At 70.7% G+C, this 19,900-nt stretch carries 20 protein-coding genes and 1 pseudogene; 12 read left to right on the forward strand and 9 right to left on the reverse strand.

The window, feature by feature from the left end; genetic code table 11:
• Nucleotides 1-99 precede the first annotated feature (99 nt).
• The 3 genes from mdh to gloB all read right to left on the reverse strand — a co-directional run bounded on the left by mdh (nucleotide 100) and on the right by gloB (nucleotide 3,153).
• Nucleotides 100-1,062 (reverse strand): malate dehydrogenase, encoded by a 963-nt coding sequence (mdh, locus tag ACV7NL_RS03385; protein WP_463354931.1) that lies wholly within the window; start codon nucleotides 1,060-1,062, stop codon nucleotides 100-102.
• 273 nt (nucleotides 1,063-1,335) lie between these two features.
• Complete coding sequence (locus ACV7NL_RS03390) at nucleotides 1,336-1,965, reverse strand: TetR family transcriptional regulator (protein WP_338011498.1); 630 nt, start codon at nucleotides 1,963-1,965, stop codon at nucleotides 1,336-1,338.
• 408 nt (nucleotides 1,966-2,373) lie between these two features.
• Nucleotides 2,374-3,153, reverse strand: coding sequence for a hydroxyacylglutathione hydrolase (gene gloB, locus ACV7NL_RS03395; RefSeq protein ID WP_463354932.1), 780 nt, complete (start codon nucleotides 3,151-3,153; stop codon nucleotides 2,374-2,376).
• Nucleotides 3,154-3,382: 229 nt separating this feature from the next.
• Here gloB and ACV7NL_RS03400 point away from each other — a divergent pair, with 229 nt between their 5' ends.
• The 6 genes from ACV7NL_RS03400 (at nucleotide 3,383) to ACV7NL_RS03425 (ending at nucleotide 8,265) form a co-directional block, all read left to right on the forward strand.
• Nucleotides 3,383-4,117 (forward strand): class I SAM-dependent methyltransferase, encoded by a 735-nt coding sequence (locus tag ACV7NL_RS03400; RefSeq protein WP_056182398.1) that lies wholly within the window; start codon nucleotides 3,383-3,385, stop codon nucleotides 4,115-4,117.
• Nucleotides 4,118-4,121: 4 nt separating this feature from the next.
• A complete protein-coding gene (locus ACV7NL_RS03405; protein ID WP_056485401.1) occupies nucleotides 4,122-4,811 on the forward strand; it encodes a MarC family protein in 690 nt (229 codons plus the stop codon).
• 114 nt (nucleotides 4,812-4,925) lie between these two features.
• Entirely contained in the window at nucleotides 4,926-5,723 is a 798-nt protein-coding gene (gene dapB / locus ACV7NL_RS03410) for a 4-hydroxy-tetrahydrodipicolinate reductase (protein ID WP_247635196.1), read from the forward strand.
• A 141-nt stretch (nucleotides 5,724-5,864) separates the two neighbouring features.
• Nucleotides 5,865-6,503: a 2,3-bisphosphoglycerate-dependent phosphoglycerate mutase gene (locus ACV7NL_RS03415; protein WP_056182406.1), complete on the forward strand. Its 639-nt coding sequence runs from the start codon at nucleotides 5,865-5,867 to the stop codon at nucleotides 6,501-6,503.
• A 10-nt stretch (nucleotides 6,504-6,513) separates the two neighbouring features.
• Nucleotides 6,514-7,191, forward strand: coding sequence for an alpha-ketoglutarate-dependent dioxygenase AlkB (locus tag ACV7NL_RS03420; protein WP_463354933.1), 678 nt, complete (start codon nucleotides 6,514-6,516; stop codon nucleotides 7,189-7,191).
• A gap of 114 nt (nucleotides 7,192-7,305) precedes the next feature.
• On the forward strand, nucleotides 7,306-8,265 hold the full coding sequence (locus ACV7NL_RS03425) for a hypothetical protein (protein ID WP_056182412.1): 960 nt from the start codon (nucleotides 7,306-7,308) through the stop codon (nucleotides 8,263-8,265).
• A 264-nt stretch (nucleotides 8,266-8,529) separates the two neighbouring features.
• Here ACV7NL_RS03425 and grpE read toward each other — a convergent pair whose 3' ends face one another.
• Both grpE and ACV7NL_RS03435 read right to left on the reverse strand, forming a co-directional pair.
• A complete protein-coding gene (grpE, locus tag ACV7NL_RS03430; protein WP_056182414.1) occupies nucleotides 8,530-9,129 on the reverse strand; it encodes a nucleotide exchange factor GrpE in 600 nt (199 codons plus the stop codon).
• 120 nt (nucleotides 9,130-9,249) lie between these two features.
• Nucleotides 9,250-12,039 carry a [protein-PII] uridylyltransferase gene (locus ACV7NL_RS03435; protein WP_463354934.1) on the reverse strand — a complete coding sequence of 930 codons (2,790 nt, stop codon included), beginning with the start codon at nucleotides 12,037-12,039 and terminating at the stop codon, nucleotides 9,250-9,252.
• A 238-nt stretch (nucleotides 12,040-12,277) separates the two neighbouring features.
• On the opposite strand from ACV7NL_RS03435, the gene ACV7NL_RS03440 reads away from it, so the two are divergent.
• The 3 genes from ACV7NL_RS03440 to ACV7NL_RS03450 all read left to right on the forward strand — a co-directional run bounded on the left by ACV7NL_RS03440 (nucleotide 12,278) and on the right by ACV7NL_RS03450 (nucleotide 14,388).
• On the forward strand, nucleotides 12,278-12,778 hold the full coding sequence (locus tag ACV7NL_RS03440; RefSeq protein ID WP_443136736.1) for a hypothetical protein: 501 nt from the start codon (nucleotides 12,278-12,280) through the stop codon (nucleotides 12,776-12,778).
• Nucleotides 12,779-12,994: 216 nt separating this feature from the next.
• Nucleotides 12,995-13,702, forward strand: a complete 708-nt coding sequence (rpiA, locus tag ACV7NL_RS03445; protein ID WP_056182418.1) for a ribose-5-phosphate isomerase RpiA — start codon at nucleotides 12,995-12,997, stop codon at nucleotides 13,700-13,702.
• 95 nt (nucleotides 13,703-13,797) lie between these two features.
• Nucleotides 13,798-14,388 carry a DUF2059 domain-containing protein gene (locus tag ACV7NL_RS03450; RefSeq protein WP_056182422.1) on the forward strand — a complete coding sequence of 197 codons (591 nt, stop codon included), beginning with the start codon at nucleotides 13,798-13,800 and terminating at the stop codon, nucleotides 14,386-14,388.
• Between the two features lie 72 nt (nucleotides 14,389-14,460).
• Here ACV7NL_RS03450 and ACV7NL_RS03455 read toward each other — a convergent pair whose 3' ends face one another.
• Together ACV7NL_RS03455 and ACV7NL_RS03460 are read right to left on the reverse strand one after the other, a co-directional pair.
• The gene (locus ACV7NL_RS03455) at nucleotides 14,461-15,834 is read right to left on the reverse strand and encodes a PleD family two-component system response regulator (RefSeq protein ID WP_056182433.1); all 1,374 of its coding nucleotides are present in this window, start codon (nucleotides 15,832-15,834) and stop codon (nucleotides 14,461-14,463) included.
• 62 nt (nucleotides 15,835-15,896) lie between these two features.
• Nucleotides 15,897-16,277 carry a response regulator gene (locus ACV7NL_RS03460; RefSeq protein WP_056182436.1) on the reverse strand — a complete coding sequence of 127 codons (381 nt, stop codon included), beginning with the start codon at nucleotides 16,275-16,277 and terminating at the stop codon, nucleotides 15,897-15,899.
• Between the two features lie 75 nt (nucleotides 16,278-16,352).
• Here ACV7NL_RS03460 and ACV7NL_RS03465 point away from each other — a divergent pair, with 75 nt between their 5' ends.
• Nucleotides 16,353-16,655, forward strand: coding sequence for a DUF3572 domain-containing protein (locus ACV7NL_RS03465; protein ID WP_056485409.1), 303 nt, complete (start codon nucleotides 16,353-16,355; stop codon nucleotides 16,653-16,655).
• 104 nt (nucleotides 16,656-16,759) lie between these two features.
• Nucleotides 16,760-17,167 (forward strand): DoxX family protein, encoded by a 408-nt coding sequence (locus ACV7NL_RS03470; RefSeq protein ID WP_056485411.1) that lies wholly within the window; start codon nucleotides 16,760-16,762, stop codon nucleotides 17,165-17,167.
• A 19-nt stretch (nucleotides 17,168-17,186) separates the two neighbouring features.
• Here the strand turns inward: ACV7NL_RS03470 and ACV7NL_RS03475 are convergent, their stop codons facing one another.
• Nucleotides 17,187-17,846 carry a class I SAM-dependent methyltransferase gene (locus ACV7NL_RS03475; protein WP_056485413.1) on the reverse strand — a complete coding sequence of 220 codons (660 nt, stop codon included), beginning with the start codon at nucleotides 17,844-17,846 and terminating at the stop codon, nucleotides 17,187-17,189.
• The gene (locus tag ACV7NL_RS03480; protein WP_463354935.1) at nucleotides 17,843-18,478 is read right to left on the reverse strand and encodes a hypothetical protein; all 636 of its coding nucleotides are present in this window, start codon (nucleotides 18,476-18,478) and stop codon (nucleotides 17,843-17,845) included. The genes ACV7NL_RS03475 and ACV7NL_RS03480 overlap by 4 nt, the downstream gene beginning before the upstream one ends.
• An 89-nt stretch (nucleotides 18,479-18,567) precedes the next feature.
• Here ACV7NL_RS03480 and ACV7NL_RS03485 point away from each other — a divergent pair.
• Nucleotides 18,568-19,638, forward strand: a pseudogene (locus ACV7NL_RS03485) (DNA topoisomerase IB); the annotation flags it as partial.
• Nucleotides 19,639-19,900: the final 262 nt, after the last annotated feature.

Here is a 19,900-nt window from a genome sequence, read left to right on the forward strand (position 1 = left end):
GAGCCCGGGATCCAGAAACACAGGTTGCGATCCAGCCTGCCGCGTCGGCGGCCCTGGATTCCGGGCGCGCCGGCGGCGCCCCGGAACGACGGCCGGCGATCAGGCCAGCGCCGGGTTCACGCTCTTGCAGGCCTCGATCAGGGTCTTCACGGCGTCGACCGACTTGTCGAACATCGCCTTCTCGTCATCGTTGAAGGCGACCTCGAGCACGCGCTCGACACCGTTGGCCCCGATCACGATCGGCACGCCGACATACATGTCGGTGATGCCGTACTCGCCGTTGAGATAGGCGGCGCAGGGGAGCACGCGGCGCTTGTCGCGCAGGTAGCTCTCGGCCATGGCGATGGCCGACGCCGCGGGGGCATAGAAGGCCGAGCCGGTCTTGAGCAGGTTGACGATCTCGCCGCCGCCCTTGCGGGTGCGCTCGACCATGGCGTCGAGCTTCTCCTGGCTGGTCCAGCCGAGCTTGACCAGGTCGGGCAGCGGCACGCCGGCCACCGTGGAGTAGCGCACCAGCGGGACCATGTCGTCGCCGTGGCCGCCGAGCACGAAGGCGGTGACGTCCTCCACCGAGACCTTGAACTCGTCGGCGAGGAAGTGGCGGAAGCGGGCGGAATCGAGCACGCCGGCCATGCCCACCACCTTGTGCGTGGGAAGACCCGAGAACTTCTGCAGGGCCCAGACCATGGCGTCGAGGGGATTGGTGATGCAGATCACGAAGGCGTCGGGCGCGTGCTGCTTGATGCCGGTGCCGACCGCTTCCATGACCTTGAGGTTGATGCCGATCAGGTCGTCGCGGCTCATGCCGGGCTTGCGCGGCACGCCGGCGGTGACGATCACCACGTCGGCGCCGGCAATCGCCGCATAATCGCTGGCACCCGTGTAGGTCGCATCGAACCCGTCGACGGGCGCGGACTCGGCGATGTCGAGGCCTTTGCCCTGGGGCACGCCGTCGGCGATGTCGAACAGGACGACGTCGCCGAGTTCCTTCAGGCCCGCCAGGTGCGCGAGGGTTCCACCGATCTGTCCGGCGCCGATGAGCGCGATCTTGCTGCGTGCCATGGGGGAAACCAACCTCCGGTCCTTGAGTCGCGGGTCGCGGCGCGCGGAGGGGTCTCGACCACCGGCGCAGTGCTGCCGCGGTGTGTGGCCGAAAAGGCCCAGGGCTTCAACCGAGGCACGAACGGCAAAGCAGGGTTCGGGCCAGGGCGGCTCTCAGGCGGGCACCGGCCACCGGCGAAAAAGCGCAGATCCCTCAGACAGTTGGCAGATCGGGCGTCGACTTGGTTCGGCGGCGAAGCTCAGGTGACAGATCAAAAACTCTGTCATGGAGGCTCAGAGCGTCCCGGTCCGCAGCACCTTCTGGATCGCCAGAATCACCGCACCCAGACGGGCTTCGACGAGGTCGCGCGGCAGGTCGGCATCGTGCTGAATCGCCAGCGGATGGGTGAAGCGGTAGCTGGCATCGAAGATGTGCGCGATGGCCCGCTCACGGTCCCGGGCGACGAAGGCGCCGGCCCCGATGCCCTCCTCCACCACGCGCTCCACGAGACTGCGCAGCCGGACCCGGTGGCGCCGGGCGATGGGGCGCGCGCCCACGGTGGCGTCGAGGTGGACGGCGAACAGGTTCGGCTCATGCACCAGCGTCTCGCGCTGGACGCTCGCCAGGGCGGTGAGCAGGCGCTCGATCTTGTCGTCGGCCGGGTCCGGCGCATCGGCGATGCGGGCGAGTTCCGCCTCGACGTCGCGCAGCCAGCGCCCCGCCACCGCATCGAGGAGCGCGTCCTTCGAGGGGAAGTAGCGGTAGACATTGGCGTGGGTCATGCCCGCCTCGGCGGCGACGGCCACCACGGTCACGCGCTTGGGTCCGAGGCGGCGCAGATGTTCCGTGGCGACGGCGAGCAGGCGCGCATCGACGGCCAACGGCGCGGTCGGCCGGGGCGCCGGACGCCCCAGGCGCGGCACCGTGAGGCGGACACCGATGTCCTTGGCGCCGGCCTCGTTGGCCGCACTCTCACCCGATGGGTCGAAGTCGCGCGACCCGGAATCGCGTGCTTCGGAATCTTCCGACTTGAAATCCTGCGACTTGAAATCGTGCGACTCGGAATCCTGCGGCTCGGAACTCTGGCCGTGTCCGAGGTTGATCGCGTGATCGAAGGCGAAAGGCGGGCCGGGCGGCTGCATCAATGGGACACCGGGGCTCGTGGAAGGGATCGGCAAGCAGGAGATAGGCAGGCAGGAGATAGGCAAGACAGGGGTGCGCAAGGCTCCCGTTTGGGTCCGTCTTGCCAGAACGGATCTCACCCACCGGAACGTCCAGATGACGGGAACCAATGACAGCACCCGCCCTTCTGTAATGCCCCCTTTAGCGAGTTAGAACCGGTTCTTCCAGGCCCTTAGTGCAGTAAAGACAACCGAGGGCTGGGTTCCGGGGGCCAGACCCACGGCCTGCGCGAGGGCCGCCTCACCGGCGCGCAGGAACGGATTGGTCGCCCGCTCCGCGCCGATCGTGCTCGGAATCAGGAAGCGTCCCTCGGCCTTCGCGCGCTCCGCCTCCGCCGCCCGTTCGGCCAGAACCGCGTTGCCGGGCTCGGCCGCCAGCGCGAAACGCGCGTTCGATAGGACGTAGTCGTGGCCGCTGTAGACCGCCGTCGCATCGGGCAGCGGCAGGAAGCGCGCCAGCGAATGCCACAGGGTGGCGGGCTCGTCCTCCATCACCCGCCCGCAGCCCAGGGTGAACAGGGTGTCGCCCGCGAACACCACGCCGGCCTTGGCAAACCAGTAGGTGACGTGGTCGGCGCAATGCCCCGGCGTTTCCCAGACCTCGGCGGCGAGATCGCCGACCCGGACCCCATCGCCCTCCGACACGGTGACGTCGACCTCCGGGACGGCGGCGCCCGCCTTGAGGGGCGCCGTCACCCGCGCGCCGGTGCGACGTTTCACCTCCGGGATGCCCTCCACATGGTCGCCGTGCCGATGCGTCACGAGGATGTCGGTGAGGGTCCAGCCGGTCTCCGCCAGGGCGGCCAGGACCGCGTCGGCCTCTGGCACGTCGATGGCCGCGCAGGCGCCGGTGGCAGGGTCGCGGATCAGGACTCCGATGTTGTCGGAGCGGCACAGGAAGGTGTGGATCTCGGGCTTTGCGGCAGTCATGGCAGCGTCCTCGGGGATGGCGGCGTCGAGCAGGACATGGTGGCGTCGAGCAGGACATCGTTGCGTCGAGCAGGACATGGGACCCGCGGACGCCGGGTCCAGGTGGTTTTTCCCCGGTCCCCGCCCCCCTCGGGCCGATCCGGGCTTGTCGGGCGGGGTGCCGGCCCCCATTGATGCCCCTGCACCTGTTTTTTCGCGCCCCGCCCCCTGGCCGCTCGAAACCTGTCCCATGCGCCTCGACGTCACCGATCTGCGCGCCTTCTACGCGAGCCCCCTGGGGGGCGTGACGCACCGCATCGTCGCGCGCGCGATCCACAGCTTTCTCGGCTCGGTGTCGGGCCTGCGCGTGCTCGGGCTCGGCTACGCCACGCCGTATCTCGGCCCCGTCCACGTCATCGCCGAACGGACCCTGGCCTTCATGCCGGCGACCCAGGGGGTGGTGAACTGGCCCGGCAGCGGCCGCTCCTGCTCGGCGCTGGCCGATCCCACGATGATGCCCCTGCCGGAAGCGGCGGTGGACCGGGTGATCCTGGTGCACGCCCTCGAATCGGTCGAGAGCCCGACGGAGCTGCTGCAGGACGTCTGGCGCGTGCTGACACCGGGCGGGCGCATGATCCTGGTGGTGCCGAACCGGCGCGGCGTCTGGGCCCGGCGCGATGCGACCCCGTTCGGTCACGGCCAGCCCTACAGCCGCTCGCAGCTCGCCCGGCTGATGCGCAGCACCCAGTTCTCCCCCGAGGGCTGGGCCGAGACCCTGTACATGCCGCCGGTGGAGAACCGGTTGCTGCTGCGCACCGCGAGCGCCTGGGAGCGCATGGGCACGAGCCTGTCCCTGCCCTTCGCCGGGCTGCACGTGATCGACGCCACCAAGCAGCTCTACCGCCCGGTCGCCGTGCGGCGCGCGCGCAAGGTCGCCCGCCTCGCCCCGGCCCGCGTCCTGGTGCCCGCCCCCTCGCCGGGTTGAGCGCATGCTGAACCTGATCGCGCCGGAGGCCGCGCTCCAGAGCTTCGTGCTCGCCTTCTCGTCCCTGTTCTCCATCGTGAACCCGGTGGGTTCGTCCCTGATCTTCGCGCAGGTGACGGCGCTGAACTCCCACGCCGAGCGCCTGGAGCTGGCCCGGCGCATCGGCTTCTACGCCGCCCTCATCATGCTCTCGACCCTGTGGGCCGGCGCGCCGATCCTCAACTTCTTCGGCGTCTCGCTGGCGGCGCTGCGCATCGCCGGCGGCCTCGTGGTGGCGGCCTCGGCCTGGACGCTGCTGACGGCGCCGGAGGCGCGCGAGGCCCGCAAGCAGGCCGAGGTGACCCGGGACCCCGCCGGAAACCTCGCCGAGATCGCATTCTTTCCCCTGACGCTCCCCTTCACCACCGGGCCCGGCACCATCGCGGTGGCGATCGCGCTGGGCTCCAACCGGCCCGCGCCCGGGCCGGACCGGATCGGCTTCTACGTCGGCATGTCCCTGGCGGCGCTGGCCATCGCCGTGCTGGTGCGCTTCACCTACGGCTCGGCCGACCGGGTGGTGACCTGGATCGGCCCCGTCGGCGCGCGGGTGCTCGGACGGCTCTTCGCCTTCCTGCTGCTCTGCGTCGGCACCCAGATCACCGTGAACGGCGTCACCGACGTGCTCGGGCCGCTGCTGGCGCAGGCGGGGCGCTGAAGTCCCTCCGGGGCGCCGACCCTTGCAAATCTTTGCCGATCCTCGCCGATCCTTGCCGCTGCCCGCCGGAGGCTGTACCGCAGGCGCGAGTTCGACAGGATGACGAGGCCAGGCATGCGGCTCGTGGTGGTGGGCGCCGACGGGCGCATGGGGCGGATGCTGATCCGCGCGGTGGCGGAGACCGAGGGCTGCACGCTGTCGGGCGCCATCGAGCGCGCGGGCTCCGATGCCCTGGGGCAGGATGCCGGCACGTTGGCGGGTCTTCAGCCCCTCGGCGTCGCGGTCACGGACGACCCGCTGCCGGTCTTCGCAGCGGCCGAGGGTGTCCTCGACTTCACCGCGCCCGCCGCCACCACCTTCTTCGCCGAGCTCGCCGCCCAGGCCCGCATCGTCCACGTGGTCGGCACCACGGGCCTGCAGGAGGCCGACCTCGCCAAGCTCGGAGCGGCCGCCCACCATGCCCGCATCGTGCGCTCGGGCAACATGTCCCTCGGGGTCAACCTCGTCGCCGGCCTCGTGCGCCGGATGGCGGCGGCCCTCGGCGAGGATTTCGATATCGAGGTCGTCGAGATGCATCACCGCATGAAGGTCGATGCGCCCTCGGGGACGGCCCTGCTGCTCGGCGAGGCGGCGGCCGAGGGGCGCGGCGTCGCCCTGGCCGACGCCCGCGTCTCCACCCGCGACGGCCATACCGGGGCGCGCCGGCCCGGCGACATCGGCTTCGCCACCCTGCGCGGCGGCACGGTGGTGGGCGACCACAGCGTGGTCTTCGCCGGCCCCGGCGAGCGCATCACCGTCAGCCATCACGCCGAGGACCGCGCGATCTTCGCGCGCGGGGCCGTGCGGGCGGCGCTCTGGGCCTTCGACAGGCCCCCCGGTCTCTACGGGATGGACGACGTCCTCGGGCTTTAATACGGAAGCCACGTCGGCACGGCGGCCCCGTCATCCGCCGTTCAGATTCGGGCGCCCATGAGCCGCCGAACGCACGTTCGCTGCATTGCACCATCGCCTCGCGAGGGTGTTGTCTCAAAAGACCAAGAGGATCGCCCCCCGATGGATCGCCTTCTCGTCCTCGCTCGCCATGGCCAGAGCGAATGGAACCTCAAGAAGCTCTTCACGGGCTGGCGTGATCCCGAGCTGACGGACCGCGGCGTCGAGGAGGCCCGCAATGCCGGGCGCTGGCTCAAGGAGCAGGGCTACGGCTTCGACGTCGCCTTCACCTCCAACCTGAAGCGGGCCCAGCGCACCTGCGCGCTGATCCTGGAGGAGATGGATCTCGGCGGCATCGAGACGATCCGCAACGAGGCCCTGAACGAGCGCGATTACGGCGACCTGTCCGGACTCAACAAGGACGATGCCCGCGAGCGCTGGGGCGACGCCCAGGTGCATCAGTGGCGCCGGTCCTACGACGTGCCCCCGCCCGGCGGCGAGAGCCTGAAGGACACCGCCGCGCGGGTCCTGCCCTACTACATCCAGGTGATCCTGCCCCGCGTGATGGCGGGCGAGCGCGTTCTGGTGGCCGCTCACGGCAATTCCCTGCGGGCCCTCGTGATGGTGCTCGACGGCATGACCACGAAGACCATCGCCAGCCTCGAGATCGCCACCGGCATCCCGCTCGTCTACCAGCTCAAGGCCGACACCACGGTGGAGAGCAAGACGGTGCTGGAGCACGACATCGACCACAAGGCCTGATCGCGGGCGCATGGCGCCGACCGCACAGGCCGGGATCGTCCTCGCTCCCGGCCTGATCCATGTTCCGGGCTACCTCGATCAGGCCGCGCAGGGGCGCCTGGCCGCCGAACTCGACGCCGTGCTGGCGCACGCGCCCGCCTACATTCCCCGCATGCCGCGCACCGACCAGCCCTTCTCGGTGCGGATGTCGAATTGCGGATCGCTCGGCTGGGTCTCCGACCGGACCGGCTATCGCTACCAGGCGCATCATCCCGAGACGGGGGCGCCCTGGCCGGCCATGCCCGCCACGGCCCTCGCCGCCTGGACGAGGCTGGCCGCTTATCCGGCCCCGCCCGAGGCCTGCCTCGTCAATCTCTACGACGCCGGCGCCCGCATGGGCCTGCACCAGGACCGCGACGAGGACGCCCGCGATGCGCCGGTTCTGTCGCTCTCGCTGGGCGCCACCGCCCTGTTCCGCTACGGCGGCCTGAAGCGCAGCGATCCGACGCGCTCGGTGCGCCTTCGGGCCGGTGACGCGCTCGTGATCGGCGGGCCGGCCCGACTCATCCATCACGGCGTGGACCGGCTGATCCCGGAGGTGCCGGACCTGCTCCAGGGCGCCGCGCCGGCGCCGGTTCCGGCCATCCTGGCGGCAGGCGGCCGCTGCAACCTGACCCTGCGCCGTGTCACGCGGCCGTCAGGCGCTTGACAGCGACGGGGTGTGGGCCGACCCATCGCGTCAGCCTCACCGGCGATCGGCCTCCCGGGGGCTGACCCGGCCGACCTGCCCTGCGAGACCGGGGCCTTGCGGAGAACCGATTTGATGCGTCTGCGTATCCTCGTCCGTCGCGTTTCCATCCTGGCCCTCGCCCTGGGGCTGGCGGGGCCTGCGCTGGCCGCCGACCCGGTCTTTCCGCCGAGCTCGCGCTTCGGCTTCGATCCGCCGTCGGACATGGTCTCCTCGAAGCGCTTCTCCGGCCTGGAGCGGCTCGAGGGCGGCGCGACGGTCTCGGTGGTGGAACTGCCCGCCAACGCCTTCGCCGACCTGGAAACCAATTTCACCGACGAGAACCTGAAGGCCCAGGGCTTCATCGTCTCGAGCCGCCAAGCGATCAAGGTCGCGGGCGACGTCGATGCGGTGCTGTTCACCGGCGAGCAGCCGGCGGTGGAATCGGCCGGGACCCCGGCGATCAAGAAGTGGATGCTGCTGGTCGGCGACCCGACCGTCACCGGCATCATCATCGCGCAGGCGACACCGGATGCCGAGACAGAGGAGACGATGAAGCGTCTTCTGACCGGCATCCACATCCGCCCGGCCCTGAGCCTGCAGCAGCAGGTCGATGCCCTGCCGTTCCGCATCGGCAACGATGCCGGTTTCCGACCGGTGCGGGTGCTGGCCGGCAACTCGGTGCTGCTGACCCAGGGGGCGAAGGACGAGATGCTCGGGCTCGAGCAGCCGATCCTGGTGCTGGCGCAGGCGGTGCAGCCGCCGCCGGCCACGGAACAGCGCGAAGCCTTCGCCCGGGCGGCGCTCTACTCGAACCAGACGATGAAGGACTTCGTGATCGAGCGGGCCCAGAGCTACCGCCAGAACGGCGTCGACTGGCACGAGATCGTGGCCCGGGCGGTCGACACCGCCACCGGCACGCCGGTGGTCATTTCGCAAACGATCCGCTTCGCGCCGGACGGCTACCTGCGCGCCGTCGGCGTGGTCAAGGCCGACAAGCGCGAGGGCGTGCTCGCCCGCTTCCGCGAGGTCGTCGACAGCGTGCAGATGCGCTAGGGCGAACCGCTTCCCTCCCCTGCGGGCGGGGGGATCGCAGAGGCGAAGCGGCTTTGGCGAAAGGTTCTGCCGGAAGCCCAGACGCAGCGCCGCGTCATCCCGGGGCCGCGCAGCGGAACCCGGGATCCAGAAACGCAAAGCGTGCAGAACCTTACGCCGCCGGCGGATCTGGATTCCGGGCTCGCCTACGGCGCTCCGGAATGACGGCGCGACACCGCCCCCCCGCCCGAACGGCGAGGGTCGGGGTGGCGCTTCGGCCGGCCTTCAGGCGGCGTCGGCCGGGGGCGCGCTCGGCTTCGGACCGCCCTTGGCGACGCCGACCAGCGCCGGGCGCAGGACGCGATCGCCGATGACGTAGCCGGCCTGCATGACCTGGACGACGGTGCCGGTTGGGACCTCGGGGTCGGGCACCTCGAACATCGCCTGGTGGCGGTTGGGATCGAAGCGCTGGCCCTTCGGCTCGACCAGCTTGACGCCGTGGCGCTCCAGGGTCTTGGCGAGGTCGCGCTCGGTGAGCTCGATGCCGTCGATCAGCGCCTTGAACGACCCGTCGGCGCTGGTCCGGTCCGCCTCGGGGATGCTTTCCAGGGCGCGGCGGATGTTGTCGGCGGAGTTGAGAAGGTCGCGCGCGAAGTTCGTCACCGCGTAGACGCGGGCGTCGGCGACCTCGCGCTCGGTCCGCCGGCGCAGGTTCTCCATCTCGGCCAGGGTGCGCAGGACGCGGTCCTTCAGCTCGTCGCGCTCGGCCACCAGCGACGCCAGGGCATCGGGGGCCTCATGGGTACCCTCAGCCTGCGCGGCCCCCTGGATCTCCTCGACCGACTGGGTCGGGTCGCGCCGCTCGTCATGCATGTCGTTCGCCATCGTTGGATTTCGTCGCAGGAATCGGGTGTCGGGGTTGGCGCTGATATCAGGCGGTGCCGCCCTGAAATCAAGCGCACGGGCGATCGTGCCGGCTCTGCCGTTCAGGCTTCGCGCAGCGGTTCAGGCTTCGCGGGGCGGCGGCGAGTCGATCAGCGCATCAAGACCTTCGGCACGCAGGGCCGCCACGTCGCTGGCAAAGACCTCCATCACGGCGGCCCGGATCGCCACCTGCCGGTCGGGCTGCGTCACCCGGGTGCCGGTGAGGTCGGTCACGTAGAACACGTCCACCGCCCGCTCGCCGAAGGTCGCCACATGGGCCGAGGTGATGTTGAGGCTGAGCCGGCTCAGCGCCGTCGTCAGCTCGTAGAGCAGGCCCGGGCGATCGAGGCCGGTGATCTCGATCACGGTCTCGCGGCTCGACAGGGCGTTGTCGATGGCCATGTCGGGCGGCACCAGGAAGGTCGGCGCCCGCCCGCTCGGCGGGTGCCGGTCGGCCACCAGGTCGGCGATGCGGATCTCGCCGCGCAGCGCCTTCTCGATCGCGATGGTGATGCGGCCGGCCCGGCGCATCTCGTCCTCGTCGCGCTCGAAGGCCCGCGAGATGAAGATCGAGTCGAGGGCGAAGCCATCCGTGGTGGTGAAGATCTGGGCGTCGACGATGTTGCCGCCCGAGGCCGCGCAGGCCCCCGTGACGATGGCGAGCAGGCGCGGATGGTCGGGCGAGTAGATCGTCAATTCGGTGACGCCGCGGACCGGATCGGTCTCGGTGGCGGTGGCGACGGTGCGGCCCTCCGCCGTCAGCGCCTTGACGAAGCCCGCATGCTTGTACTGGCGCGTCGTGTCGACCTTGAGCCAGTAGGCTTGGTTGTGCCGCGCCGCATAGGCGTCGAAGGTCTCGGATTCCCAGCCGGTGAGCTGCTCGCGCAGCGCCATCTGGATCAGGCGGACGCGATCGGTGCGGGCGATCTCCGAATGCCCGCCGGACAAAACCACCTCGGTCTCGTCGTAGAGGGTGCGGAGCAGCGTGCCCTTCCAGGCGGTCCAGACGCCGGGGCCCACGGCCTTGATGTCGGCGACCGTCAGGATGGTGAGCAGCTTCAGGCGCTCCAGGGTCTGGACCACGCCGGCGAACTTCTCGATGGTCTTGGGGTCCGACAGGTCGCGGCTCTGGGCGGTCATCGACATCAGCAGGTGGTGTTCCACCAGCCAGGCCATCAATTCGGTCTCGGCCGGGGTCAGGCCGAAGCGCGGCCCGAGCTTCTCCGCGATGGCGGCCCCCGCGATGGAATGATCCTCGGGCCGGCCCTTGGCGATGTCGTGCAGCAGCACCGTGACGTAGAGCGCGCGGCGGTTGCTGATGGTGTCGATCAGCCGGGTGGCGAGGGGATGCTCCTCCTCGGTGCGGCCCGACTCGATCGCCGACAGCACCCCGATGGCGCGGATCAGGTGCTCGTCCACCGTGAAGTGGTGGTACATGTTGAACTGCATCATCGCGACGATGCGGCCGAAATCCGGGATGAAGCGGCCGAGCACGCCGGCCTCGTTCATCAGCCGCAGGATCGTCTCCGGCGAGTTCTTCGAGCTCAGGATGTCGAGGAAGAGCCGGTTGGCCTCCTCGTCGGCCCGCAGGGAATGGCCGATGAGGCGCAGGGAGCGGTTGGCCGCCCGGGTGGCGTCGGGGTGGATCGGCAGGTTGTGGCGGTCGGCGAGCCAGAACAGCCGGATCAGGTTGACGGGATCGCGGCTGAAGGCGTCGGGGTCGCGCAGGTTGATGCGGCCGTGATCGTCGACGAAATCCTCGGCCTCGATGGCGGTGGCGCGGAAGCGGTCGCGGAAGCGGCCGATCCAGCGGTCGAGCACCGGAGTCCGCTTGGCATGGCGCGCCTCCAGGGCCGCGCACACGATGGCGGTGAGGTCGCCGACCTCCTTGGCGATGAGGAAATACGCCTTCATGAAGCGCTCGACGCCCGACAGGCCGCCGCGCGGCTCGTAGCCGAAGCGCTCGGCGATCTTCGGCTGCAGGCCGAAGGACAGGCGCTCCTCGGCCCGGCCGGTGACGAAGTGCATGTGGCAGCGCACCCGCCACAGCAGCTCGTCGCAGCGCTCGAACACCCGGTACTCCTCGGGCGTGAACAGCCCGGCGGCCACCAGCTCGCTCTGGTCGCGGACCCGGTAGGTGTACTTGGCGATCCAGAACAGCGTGTTGAGGTCGCGCAGGCCGCCCTTGCCGTCCTTGACGTTCGGCTCGACGAGGTAGCGCGAGGCGCCCGCCTTCGAGACCCGTGCGTCGCGCTCACGCAGCTTCGCCTCGACGAATTCGGGCGCGGTCCACATCACCAGTTCGGTGTCGAAGCGGGTGACCAGCTCCTCGAACAGCACGCGGGTGCCGAACAGGTAGCGCGCCTCCAGGAGCGAGGTGCGGATGGTCATGTCGGCCCGGCCCTCGCGCAGGCATTCCTCCACCGAGCGGGTCGCGTGGCCGACCTTCAGCTTCAGGTCCCACAGCACGTAGAGCATCGCCTCGACGACGCTCTCGGACCAGGCGGTCTGCTTGTAGGGCAGCAGGAACAGCAGATCGATGTCCGAGCCCGGCGCCATCGTGCCCCGGCCGTAGCCGCCGGTGGCCACCACGGCGAGCTGCTCGCCGGTGGAGGGATTGTCGTTCGGGTAGAGCCGCCAGACCACCGCGTCGTGAATCGTGCGGATCACCGCGTCGGTGAGCTGGCTCAAGCGCTGGGCGCAGGCGATGCCGTCGCGCTCCTCCAGCAGCCGCGCCTCGGCATCGGTCCGCCCGAGCTCGATCACCCGGCGCAATTCCGGCACCAGCACCGCCCGCAGACGCGTCGCCTCGCGGGCATCGCGGTCCAGGTTCTCGAGGATGTCTTTGAGGGCGGCGACGGCGTCGAACATGGCCAACCCCGTTAGCATGTTGGCAGAATGACGCCAGCGGCATCACCGCGCGGGCGAGGCGGCGCGCCCCGCCCGCGCGGTGTTTCAGCGGATTCCAGCCGGGAAAAATCGGCCGTGGCGCACGAAGCCGCCGTGGATACCCGATGGGTCACGGTTGCGCCGCAAGGCCGCGCTAGCGCTGCGCCGGACCCCGTCCGATCTCCCGTCACGCGCCCCCCAGCATTCACGAAGGCCCCCGATGCGTTCGATCCTGCATCCGATGTTTGTCCGCCTGGCCGGAGCCCTGCTTCTGACGACCGGGCTGCTCCCGGCGCTCGGGAGCCCGGCCCGGGCGGCCTCGTTCGAGTTCGTGCCGGCCCCGCAGATCGACCTCAACCGGGTCTACCGCGTCGACAAGGTCACGGGCGAGGTCACCTCCTGTCAGTACGGCCTGCGCGAGGGCGCCGTCGGCAGCGTCGGCGTCACCGTGTGCTACGGCTCCGGCGAGGGAGCGAGCGCGCAGGCCCCCTCGGAATACGGTCTCGTGGCCTCGCGCCACACCCGCGAGGCGGGGGTGTTCCGGGTCAATTACCGCACCGGCGAGATGAGCATCTGCTACGTGCAGCTGCAGAAGGAGGCCGTGGTCTGCACCGCCCAGGCGAATCCGACCGGTCCGGGCGCGGACGAAGCCCCGGCCACCGGGGCCGCGCCGGGGCGGGCCGGGCCGAGCGCCACGCCGCCCCAGAGCGGACGCCCCTGACGGCAAGCCTCGCGCAGCGGACGCCAAGCCTCGCGCAGTGACAGCCACGGCGGAGAGAGGCGGCATCGGAGGCACGCCGCGTTGGACCGGCCGGCCCGGCGTGCTAGGGGCACCCGGTCGCATCCTCCCGCGCCACCGGCGCGCTTCGCTCTCCGCCCCTCGCCCGAGCCGTCCCATGCCGCACGCCCGTTCTTCCGAAGTCGCCGGAGCCACCGCGTGAGCGGGCCGGATCTGCGCCGCGCCGCGGCCGAGGTCGCCGTCGGGCTGGTCACGCCCGGGATGCGCCTCGGAATCGGCACCGGCTCCACCGCCAACGTCTTCGTCGCATTGCTCGGTGAGCGCGTGCGCGCCGGCCTCGACGTCGTCGGCGTGCCCACCTCCGAGGCGACGCGGGTCGCGGCGGAGGCGGCCGGCATCCGCCTCGCCACCCTCGAGGACCTGCCCGAGCTCGATCTGACCATCGACGGCGCCGACGAGATCGACGGCGCGATGCGCCTCGTGAAGGGCGGAGGCGGCGCGCTGCTGCGCGAGAAGATCGTGGCCTTCGCCAGCCGCCGCATGGTGGTGATCGCCGATGCCGCCAAGCGTGTCGAGACCCTCGGGGCCTTCCCCCTGCCGATCGAGGTCAACGCCTTCGGGCTCGGCGCCACCCGGAAGGCCGTCGCGGCGGCCCTGCGGGCGAGCGGCTGCACCGGCGACATCGTCCTGCGGATGCAGGACGGGGCGCCGTTCGTCAGCGACGGCGGCCACCATATCCTCGACGCCCATCTCCAGCGCATCCCCGACCCCGAAACCCTCTCGGGCGCCCTGTGGGCGGTGCCGGGCGTGGTCGAGCACGGCCTGTTCCTCGGTCTCGCCACCGGCGCCATCCTGGCCGAGGCGCGGGACGGACAGGCGGTGGTGACCCGCCTCGGCACCGTCTGAAGGCAAGCTCGCACGCCGTTCCGCTCACGTTCTGCCGCCCAATCTTTCCTGATTTCGAATTCTTCCCGACTTCTGTCCTTCCCGGAGCGTCCGCCATGTCCCGCCGCCTTGCCGCCCTGGCCGCCCTCGTCCTCGCCGGTGCCCCCCTGGCTGCCCTGGCCCAGGCCCCGGCAGCGAAGCCGCCGGCCGCCAACGCCAAGCCCGGCACCAAGCCGCCCGCCCCCGCCGCCGCGGCGCCGAGCACGCCCGCCGCTCAGACGCCCGCCTACTCGGCGAACCACTTGGCGCTCGCCCGGGAGGTGATGCTGAATTCCGGCATCGCCCGCTCGTTCGACTCGATCATCCCCGCCTTCAGCGAGCGGATCCGCCAGGGCGCAGTGACCCGTCCCGAACTGACCAAGGACCTCGATACGGTGCTGGCCTCCCTCGAACCCGAGATGGAGATGCAGAAGCAGACGATGATCGACACCGCCGCGCGCATCTACGCCTCGCGCCTCTCCGAGGCCGAGCTGAACGAGATCGCGACCTTCTTCCGCTCGCCCGCCGGCAAGCGCTACGTCGAGACCCAGCCTCAGGTGCTCGACGAGATGGTGCAGGCCATGCAGAACTGGACCCAGGACGTCTCGGAATACATCATGGTCCGGGTGCGGGCTGAGATGGCCAAGAAGGGCCATCAGCTCCAGTAAGCCCAGCTTGGCGGTTGCGGACCTTGGCGGTTGCGGACCTTGGCGGCTTCTTGACCCTGGCGGTTGCCGCCTTCAGGCGGCGGCCGCCTCGACCCGGTTCCGGCCGGTGCTCTTGGCCCGGTACAGGGCGAGATCGGCGCGCTTGAGCATGTCGGCGGGGCCGGCATCCTCGGCCCGGCGCCAGGCCACCCCGATGGAGACGGTCACCGGCACGGTCCGGGTCTCGCGCTGGATGGCGAAGGGCGCCGCCTCGATCCGCTCGCGGATGCGCTCGGCGATGGCGTAGGCGCCGTCGGCCTCGGCATCGGGCAGGATGATGACGATCTCCTCGCCGCCGTAGCGGGCGACGATGTCGATGCCGCGGGTATGGGTGCGGATGCGCTCCGCGAAGGCCTTGAGCACCTCGTCGCCGGCCTCGTGGCCATAGGTGTCGTTGATCGATTTGAAGCGATCGATGTCGAGCATCAGGGCCGCGACCGGCCGGTTGCGCAGGGCCGCCTCGTTGAACATCGCGCCGAGATGGCTGTCGAGATAGCGCCGGTTGTGCAGCCCCGTCAGGCCGTCGGTGATGGCGAGTTCCATCGAGGCCTGGACGGCGCCCCGCAGGGCGTCCGAGAAGCGGCGGCGGCGCACCTGCGTGCGCACCCGGGCGACGAGTTCGTTCCGGTCCACCGGCCGCATCAGGTAGTCGTGGACGCCGAAATCGAGGCCGCGGATGACCCGGGCGCGGTCATGCTCCTCGGCGATCATCATCACGGGCATCGAGCGGGTGCGGTCGAGGGAGCGCAGCTGGCTGCACAGGCGCAGCCCGTCGAAGCCCTGGATGTCGAGGCTGACGAGAGCGAGGTCGAAGTTGCCCTCCGTGGCCAGCACCAGGGCCCTGTGCGGGTCGGCCTCGACCGTCAGGGTGTGATGCTGGCCCAGCGCCGCGGCGAGGCGGTCGGCCGATCCGGGGCGGTCCTCGACGAGGAGGATCGAGGCGTCGAGCCCGGTCTCGGCGGTCGCGAGGGCGAGCGGATCGCCGATGCCGAAGTCGCGCGAGGCCATGGCGCGGGAGCGCAGCTCGTCCGTCACGGCCTTCAGGCGCACGAGGCTGCGCACCCGGGCGAACAGGGCGGTGTCGTCGATCGGTTTCGTCAGGAAATCGTCGGCGCCCGCATCGAGGCCGCGCAGGCGGTCCGAGGGCTGGTCGAGGGCCGTGACCATGACCACCGGAAGATGGGCGGTGTTGGGGTTGCTCTTGAGCCGGCGGCAGACCTCGAAGCCATCCATGCCGGGCATCATCACGTCGAGCAGCACGAGGTCGCAGAGGCCCTTCTCGCAGATCGCGAGGGCATCGGGTCCGTTCATCGCCGCCAGAACGTCGAAATACTCCAGGGAGAGCTTGGTCTCCAGGAGCTTCACGTTCGGGAAGAGATCATCGACGATCAGGATGCGGGCCGACATCGTTCCTCGCGCAAGGTCGTTCGTTCTAGGCCGTCGGGGACGCGGTGTGCGAGGCGATCGGGTCAGGCGGTCCGGGCGTCGCCCAGGTATTGGCGGACGGTGGCGAGGAACTTCGCCACCGAGATCGGTTTCGACAGGTAGGCCTCGCAGCCGCCCTCGCGGATGCGCTCCTCGTCGCCCTTCATGGCGAAGGCCGTGATGGCGATGACGGGGATCCCCTTGAGGTCGTCGTCCTCCTTGAGCCACTTCGTGACTTCGAGGCCGGACACCTCGGGCAACTGGATGTCCATCAGGATCAGGTCGGGGTGGTGGGCGCGGGCGAGCTCGATGGCCTCGATGCCGTTGGCGGTCTTCAACGTGGCGTAGCCATGGCCCTCCAACAGGTCGTTGAAGAGCTTCATGTTGAGTTCGTTGTCCTCGACGATGAGCACCGTCTTCTTCATGGCCCGTTGTCCCCGATGCGTGGACGGCCCATTGTCGTTCGACGCATGCCCCGCCTGAGGAGATTTAGCGGATACATGTTGACGAAACGCAAACCCAATGGCGGAGACGCCTCCGCCGAAGGCCTGGCCCTGGCGGCCCTCGCCTGGATGGCCACCGACGACGAGCGCCTGTTTCCGTTCCTGAACGCCACCGGCGTCACCCCCGAGACCTTGCGGGCCAGTGCCCAGGACCCTGGATTCCTGGCCGGCATCCTCGATCATATCATGGGTGACGAGGCGACGCTCATGGCCTGTGCCGAGGCCCTCGACGTCAAGCCGGACCGCATCGCCGCCGCCTGGCGCCGCCTCGGCCCGCCGGACTTCGACGACGGTCTCTAGGCAGCGATCCCCAGCGGAGGCGGGGCGCACGGGTCGCCGCGGCCGATCCGGCGCGCTAGGGTCGGCCTTGCGGGCGCGACGCGCCCCCCTCCGGAGACCAAGCCATGCCTCTCGCCGCCACCATGAGCGCCTGGGCGCCGCGCCTGCTCAGCGTCCTGCGGATCATGTCGGGCCTGCTGTTCCTGGAGCACGGCACCCAGAAGCTGTTCGGTTTCCCCGCCCGGATGGGCGGTGGACCCGCGCCCGACCTGCTCTCCCTGCCGGGCATCGCCGGCAGCCTCGAGCTGGTGGGCGGCACGCTGATCGTCCTCGGGCTGTTCACCCGGCCGGTGGCCTTCCTGCTCTCGGGCCAGATGGCGGTTGCGTATTTCCTGGCGCATGCGCCCAAGAGCCCGTTCCCGGCGCTCAACGGCGGCGATGCCGCGATCCTGTTCTGCTTCGTCTTCCTCTACCTCGTCGCCGCCGGTCCCGGCCCCTGGAGCCTCGACGCCCAGCGTCGCGGCCGGATCTGAACGGCGGTCCCGGGGCCTGTCAGGCGCGGAAGCGCCAGACGCTGCTGCGCTTGATCTCGGCATCCTCCAGGCTCCGGCTCACCGGCACCGTGTAGGTCGCCAGCTCGGTCAGGCGGTCGCGCGGCAGGTAGGACCGGCCGGGATCGCCCACCAGCACGGTGGCGCCGCGCGCATGGAGGCCCGAGAGCCATTCGGTGACGCGGCCCGCGAGATCCTGCTCGTAGAAGATGTCGGCGGCGAGCACCACGGCGCTGCCGGGGTCCGAGCCGATGAGGTCGCGCGACACCGCCTCGATCCGGCCGGCGACGCCGTTGGCCTCCGCGTTCAGGCCGATGGCCGGGATCGCGAAGGGATCGAGGTCGCTGGCGGTGACGTGGACCGCGCCGGCCTTCGCCGCCGCGATCGCCACGAGGCCCGAGCCCGAGGCGAAGTCGAGGACCCGGCGTCCCGCCACGATCCCGGGCGTGTCGAGAAGGTAGCGGGCGAGCGCCTGGCCGCCGGCCCAGGCGAAGGCCCAGAACGGCGGCGGCAGGCCGATCGCCTCCAACTCGTCCTCGGTCTTCTGCCACAGCTCGGTGGCCTCGTCGGCCACGTGCAGGACGATTTCGGGCGCGTGCGGCACCGGTCGCAGCCGGGTGTTGGCCCGGATGAACGCGAGGGGATCGGCGGACGCGATCATGCGCGGGCGAGGTCTTCGTACAGGGTCCGGGCCGCGGCCCCGAGCCCGTCCGGCCCGACGAGCGCCAGCCCGGTCTCGGCCGGATCGAGCCCCAGGGCGGCGGCATCGGCCGCGGTCTCGCACAGGAACCGGGTGGAACGGGTGGCGAGCGCCCCCCGGACCACGCCGCGGAGCGCCAGACGCGACAGGCGCCCGGCCGCGTCGGTGCGGGCGCCGAGGGCGGCAAGGTCGTCGGGCTGGTAGATGCGGGCGCCGAGGCCCGCCATGGCGGCGGCCGAGCCGCCGACCACGATGGCGCGCAGGCCGAGGCAGTGGATCAGGTCGGTCTCCAGCGCCCGGAGGATGCCGGCGAGCTGGCCGGCCTCGTAGCCGGCCGCCATCGGGTTGAGACGGGACACCCCCAGGGCGAAGGGGACCACGCGGGCGCCGAGCGCCTCGATCGCGGCGCGATGGTCGACGACCCGCGTCACCACCGTGGGCCTCAACCCCGCCGCCAGGGCCGCCTCGACCAGGACCGGGAAGCGCGCCGCGAAGGTCGCGTCGTCGGGGCTGAGGAGGACGAGGCGTCGGGACGCAGCCGGGGAGGAGGCCGAGGAGGAGGCTGTGGAGGAGGCGGAGGCGGGGTGTTCCATCGGACCGGATGTAGCACGTCGGCGCCCGGAACACGGTATGGCGCGGCCCCGTTGATCGACAACCAGAAACGTCAGGGATGGGTGCCAGCATGGCGACGGCGCGCGACGAAGAGGGCACGGTGGCCGATCCGCGCGACGCGGCCGAGGAAGCCGGCCTGCGCTACGTCGACGACGCGATGCCGGGGCTGACCCGCGTCAAGAGCGGCACCGGCTTCCGCTACCGGGATGCCCAGGGGCGGCCGGTGCGGGACGAGACGGTTCTGGCCCGCATCCGCGCGCTCGCCATCCCGCCGGCCTATACCGATGTCTGGATCTGTCCCAAGGCCAACGGCCACATCCAGGCGACCGGACGCGACGCCAAGGGGCGCAAGCAGTACCGCTATCACCCGGATTTCCGTGCGGCCCGGGACCTGACCAAATTCGAGCACGTGATGGCCTTCGCCGACGCGCTGCCGGCCATCCGCGCCCGGGTGGACGCCGATATGGGCCGCAGCGGCCTGCCCCGCGAGAAGGTGCTGGCCACCGTGGTCCACCTCCTGGAGACCACGCTGATCCGGGTCGGCAACGACGATTACGCCCGCACCAACAAGAGCTTCGGCCTCACCACCCTGCGCGACCGCCACGCCCGGATCGAGGGCGCGGACCTTACCTTTCGCTTCAAGGGCAAGAGCGGCAAGACCTGGGACCTCGGCCTCAAGGACCGGCGCGTGGCCCGGATCGTCAAGGCCTGCCAGGACCTGCCGGGCCAGGAGCTGTTCCAGTATCGCGATGCGGACGGCACCGTGCGCGACGTGACCTCGGCGGACGTGAACGCGTATCTGCGCGAGATCACCGGACGGGACGTCACCGCCAAGGACTTCCGGACCTGGGCCGGGACGGTGCTGGCCGCCCTGGCGCTCCAGGAATTCGAGGCCTTCGACAGCGAGGCCAAGGCCAAGAAGAACCTGCGCACCGCCATCGAGGGCGTCGCCGCGCGCCTCGGCAACACGCCGACCATCTGCCGCAAGTGCTACATCCACCCGCAGGTGCTGGATTGTTACCTCGAAGGCGCCCTGCTGCTGCAGATCAAGGACGCGGTGGAGGAGGAGCTGCGCGAGGACCTCGACGGCCTCAGGCCCGAGGAAGCCGCAGTGCTCGGCCTCCTCCAGGCGCGGCTGGCCGAGGTGAAGGACGACACGGGCCGAGCCCTCTCGGATCAAGGAGCCGGCAAGGCGGCTGAGAAGGCAGCCGGGAAGGCGGCCGGGAAGGCGGCTGGCAAGACAGCCGAGCAGGCCACCGGGAAGGTTACGAGGAAGTCCGTCCGCAAGCGGGTCGCGAAGGCGGTCGATGCCGTCGCCGGCCGGAAGACCACCTCGAAAGCGAAGACCTCCCCGAAAGCGAAGACCGCACCGAACGGAAAGACCGCACCGAAAAAAGCGGCGT

Source organism: Methylobacterium sp. Ger2507 (genome assembly GCF_055231875.1).

Coding starts and splice junctions, on each gene's coding strand:
- ACV7NL_RS03470 (WP_056485411.1), top strand. CDS start 16,760: ATGCCTCTCGCCGCCACCATGAGCGCCTGGGCGCCGCGCCTGCTCAGC.
- ACV7NL_RS03420 (WP_463354933.1), top strand. CDS start 6,514: ATGGCGCCGACCGCACAGGCCGGGATCGTCCTCGCTCCCGGCCTGATC.
- ACV7NL_RS03435 (WP_463354934.1), bottom strand. CDS start 12,039: ATGTTCGACGCCGTCGCCGCCCTCAAAGACATCCTCGAGAACCTGGAC.
- ACV7NL_RS03455 (WP_056182433.1), bottom strand. CDS start 15,834: ATGTCGGCCCGCATCCTGATCGTCGATGATCTCTTCCCGAACGTGAAG.
- ACV7NL_RS03405 (WP_056485401.1), top strand. CDS start 4,122: ATGCTGAACCTGATCGCGCCGGAGGCCGCGCTCCAGAGCTTCGTGCTC.
- dapB (WP_247635196.1), top strand. CDS start 4,926: ATGCGGCTCGTGGTGGTGGGCGCCGACGGGCGCATGGGGCGGATGCTG.
- ACV7NL_RS03460 (WP_056182436.1), bottom strand. CDS start 16,277: ATGAAGAAGACGGTGCTCATCGTCGAGGACAACGAACTCAACATGAAG.
- ACV7NL_RS03400 (WP_056182398.1), top strand. CDS start 3,383: ATGCGCCTCGACGTCACCGATCTGCGCGCCTTCTACGCGAGCCCCCTG.
- ACV7NL_RS03415 (WP_056182406.1), top strand. CDS start 5,865: ATGGATCGCCTTCTCGTCCTCGCTCGCCATGGCCAGAGCGAATGGAAC.
- grpE (WP_056182414.1), bottom strand. CDS start 9,129: ATGGCGAACGACATGCATGACGAGCGGCGCGACCCGACCCAGTCGGTC.
- ACV7NL_RS03425 (WP_056182412.1), top strand. CDS start 7,306: ATGCGTCTGCGTATCCTCGTCCGTCGCGTTTCCATCCTGGCCCTCGCC.
- ACV7NL_RS03480 (WP_463354935.1), bottom strand. CDS start 18,478: ATGGAACACCCCGCCTCCGCCTCCTCCACAGCCTCCTCCTCGGCCTCC.
- ACV7NL_RS03440 (WP_443136736.1), top strand. CDS start 12,278: ATGCGTTCGATCCTGCATCCGATGTTTGTCCGCCTGGCCGGAGCCCTG.
- ACV7NL_RS03475 (WP_056485413.1), bottom strand. CDS start 17,846: ATGATCGCGTCCGCCGATCCCCTCGCGTTCATCCGGGCCAACACCCGG.
- gloB (WP_463354932.1), bottom strand. CDS start 3,153: ATGACTGCCGCAAAGCCCGAGATCCACACCTTCCTGTGCCGCTCCGAC.
- ACV7NL_RS03465 (WP_056485409.1), top strand. CDS start 16,353: ATGTTGACGAAACGCAAACCCAATGGCGGAGACGCCTCCGCCGAAGGC.
- mdh (WP_463354931.1), bottom strand. CDS start 1,062: ATGGCACGCAGCAAGATCGCGCTCATCGGCGCCGGACAGATCGGTGGA.
- ACV7NL_RS03450 (WP_056182422.1), top strand. CDS start 13,798: ATGTCCCGCCGCCTTGCCGCCCTGGCCGCCCTCGTCCTCGCCGGTGCC.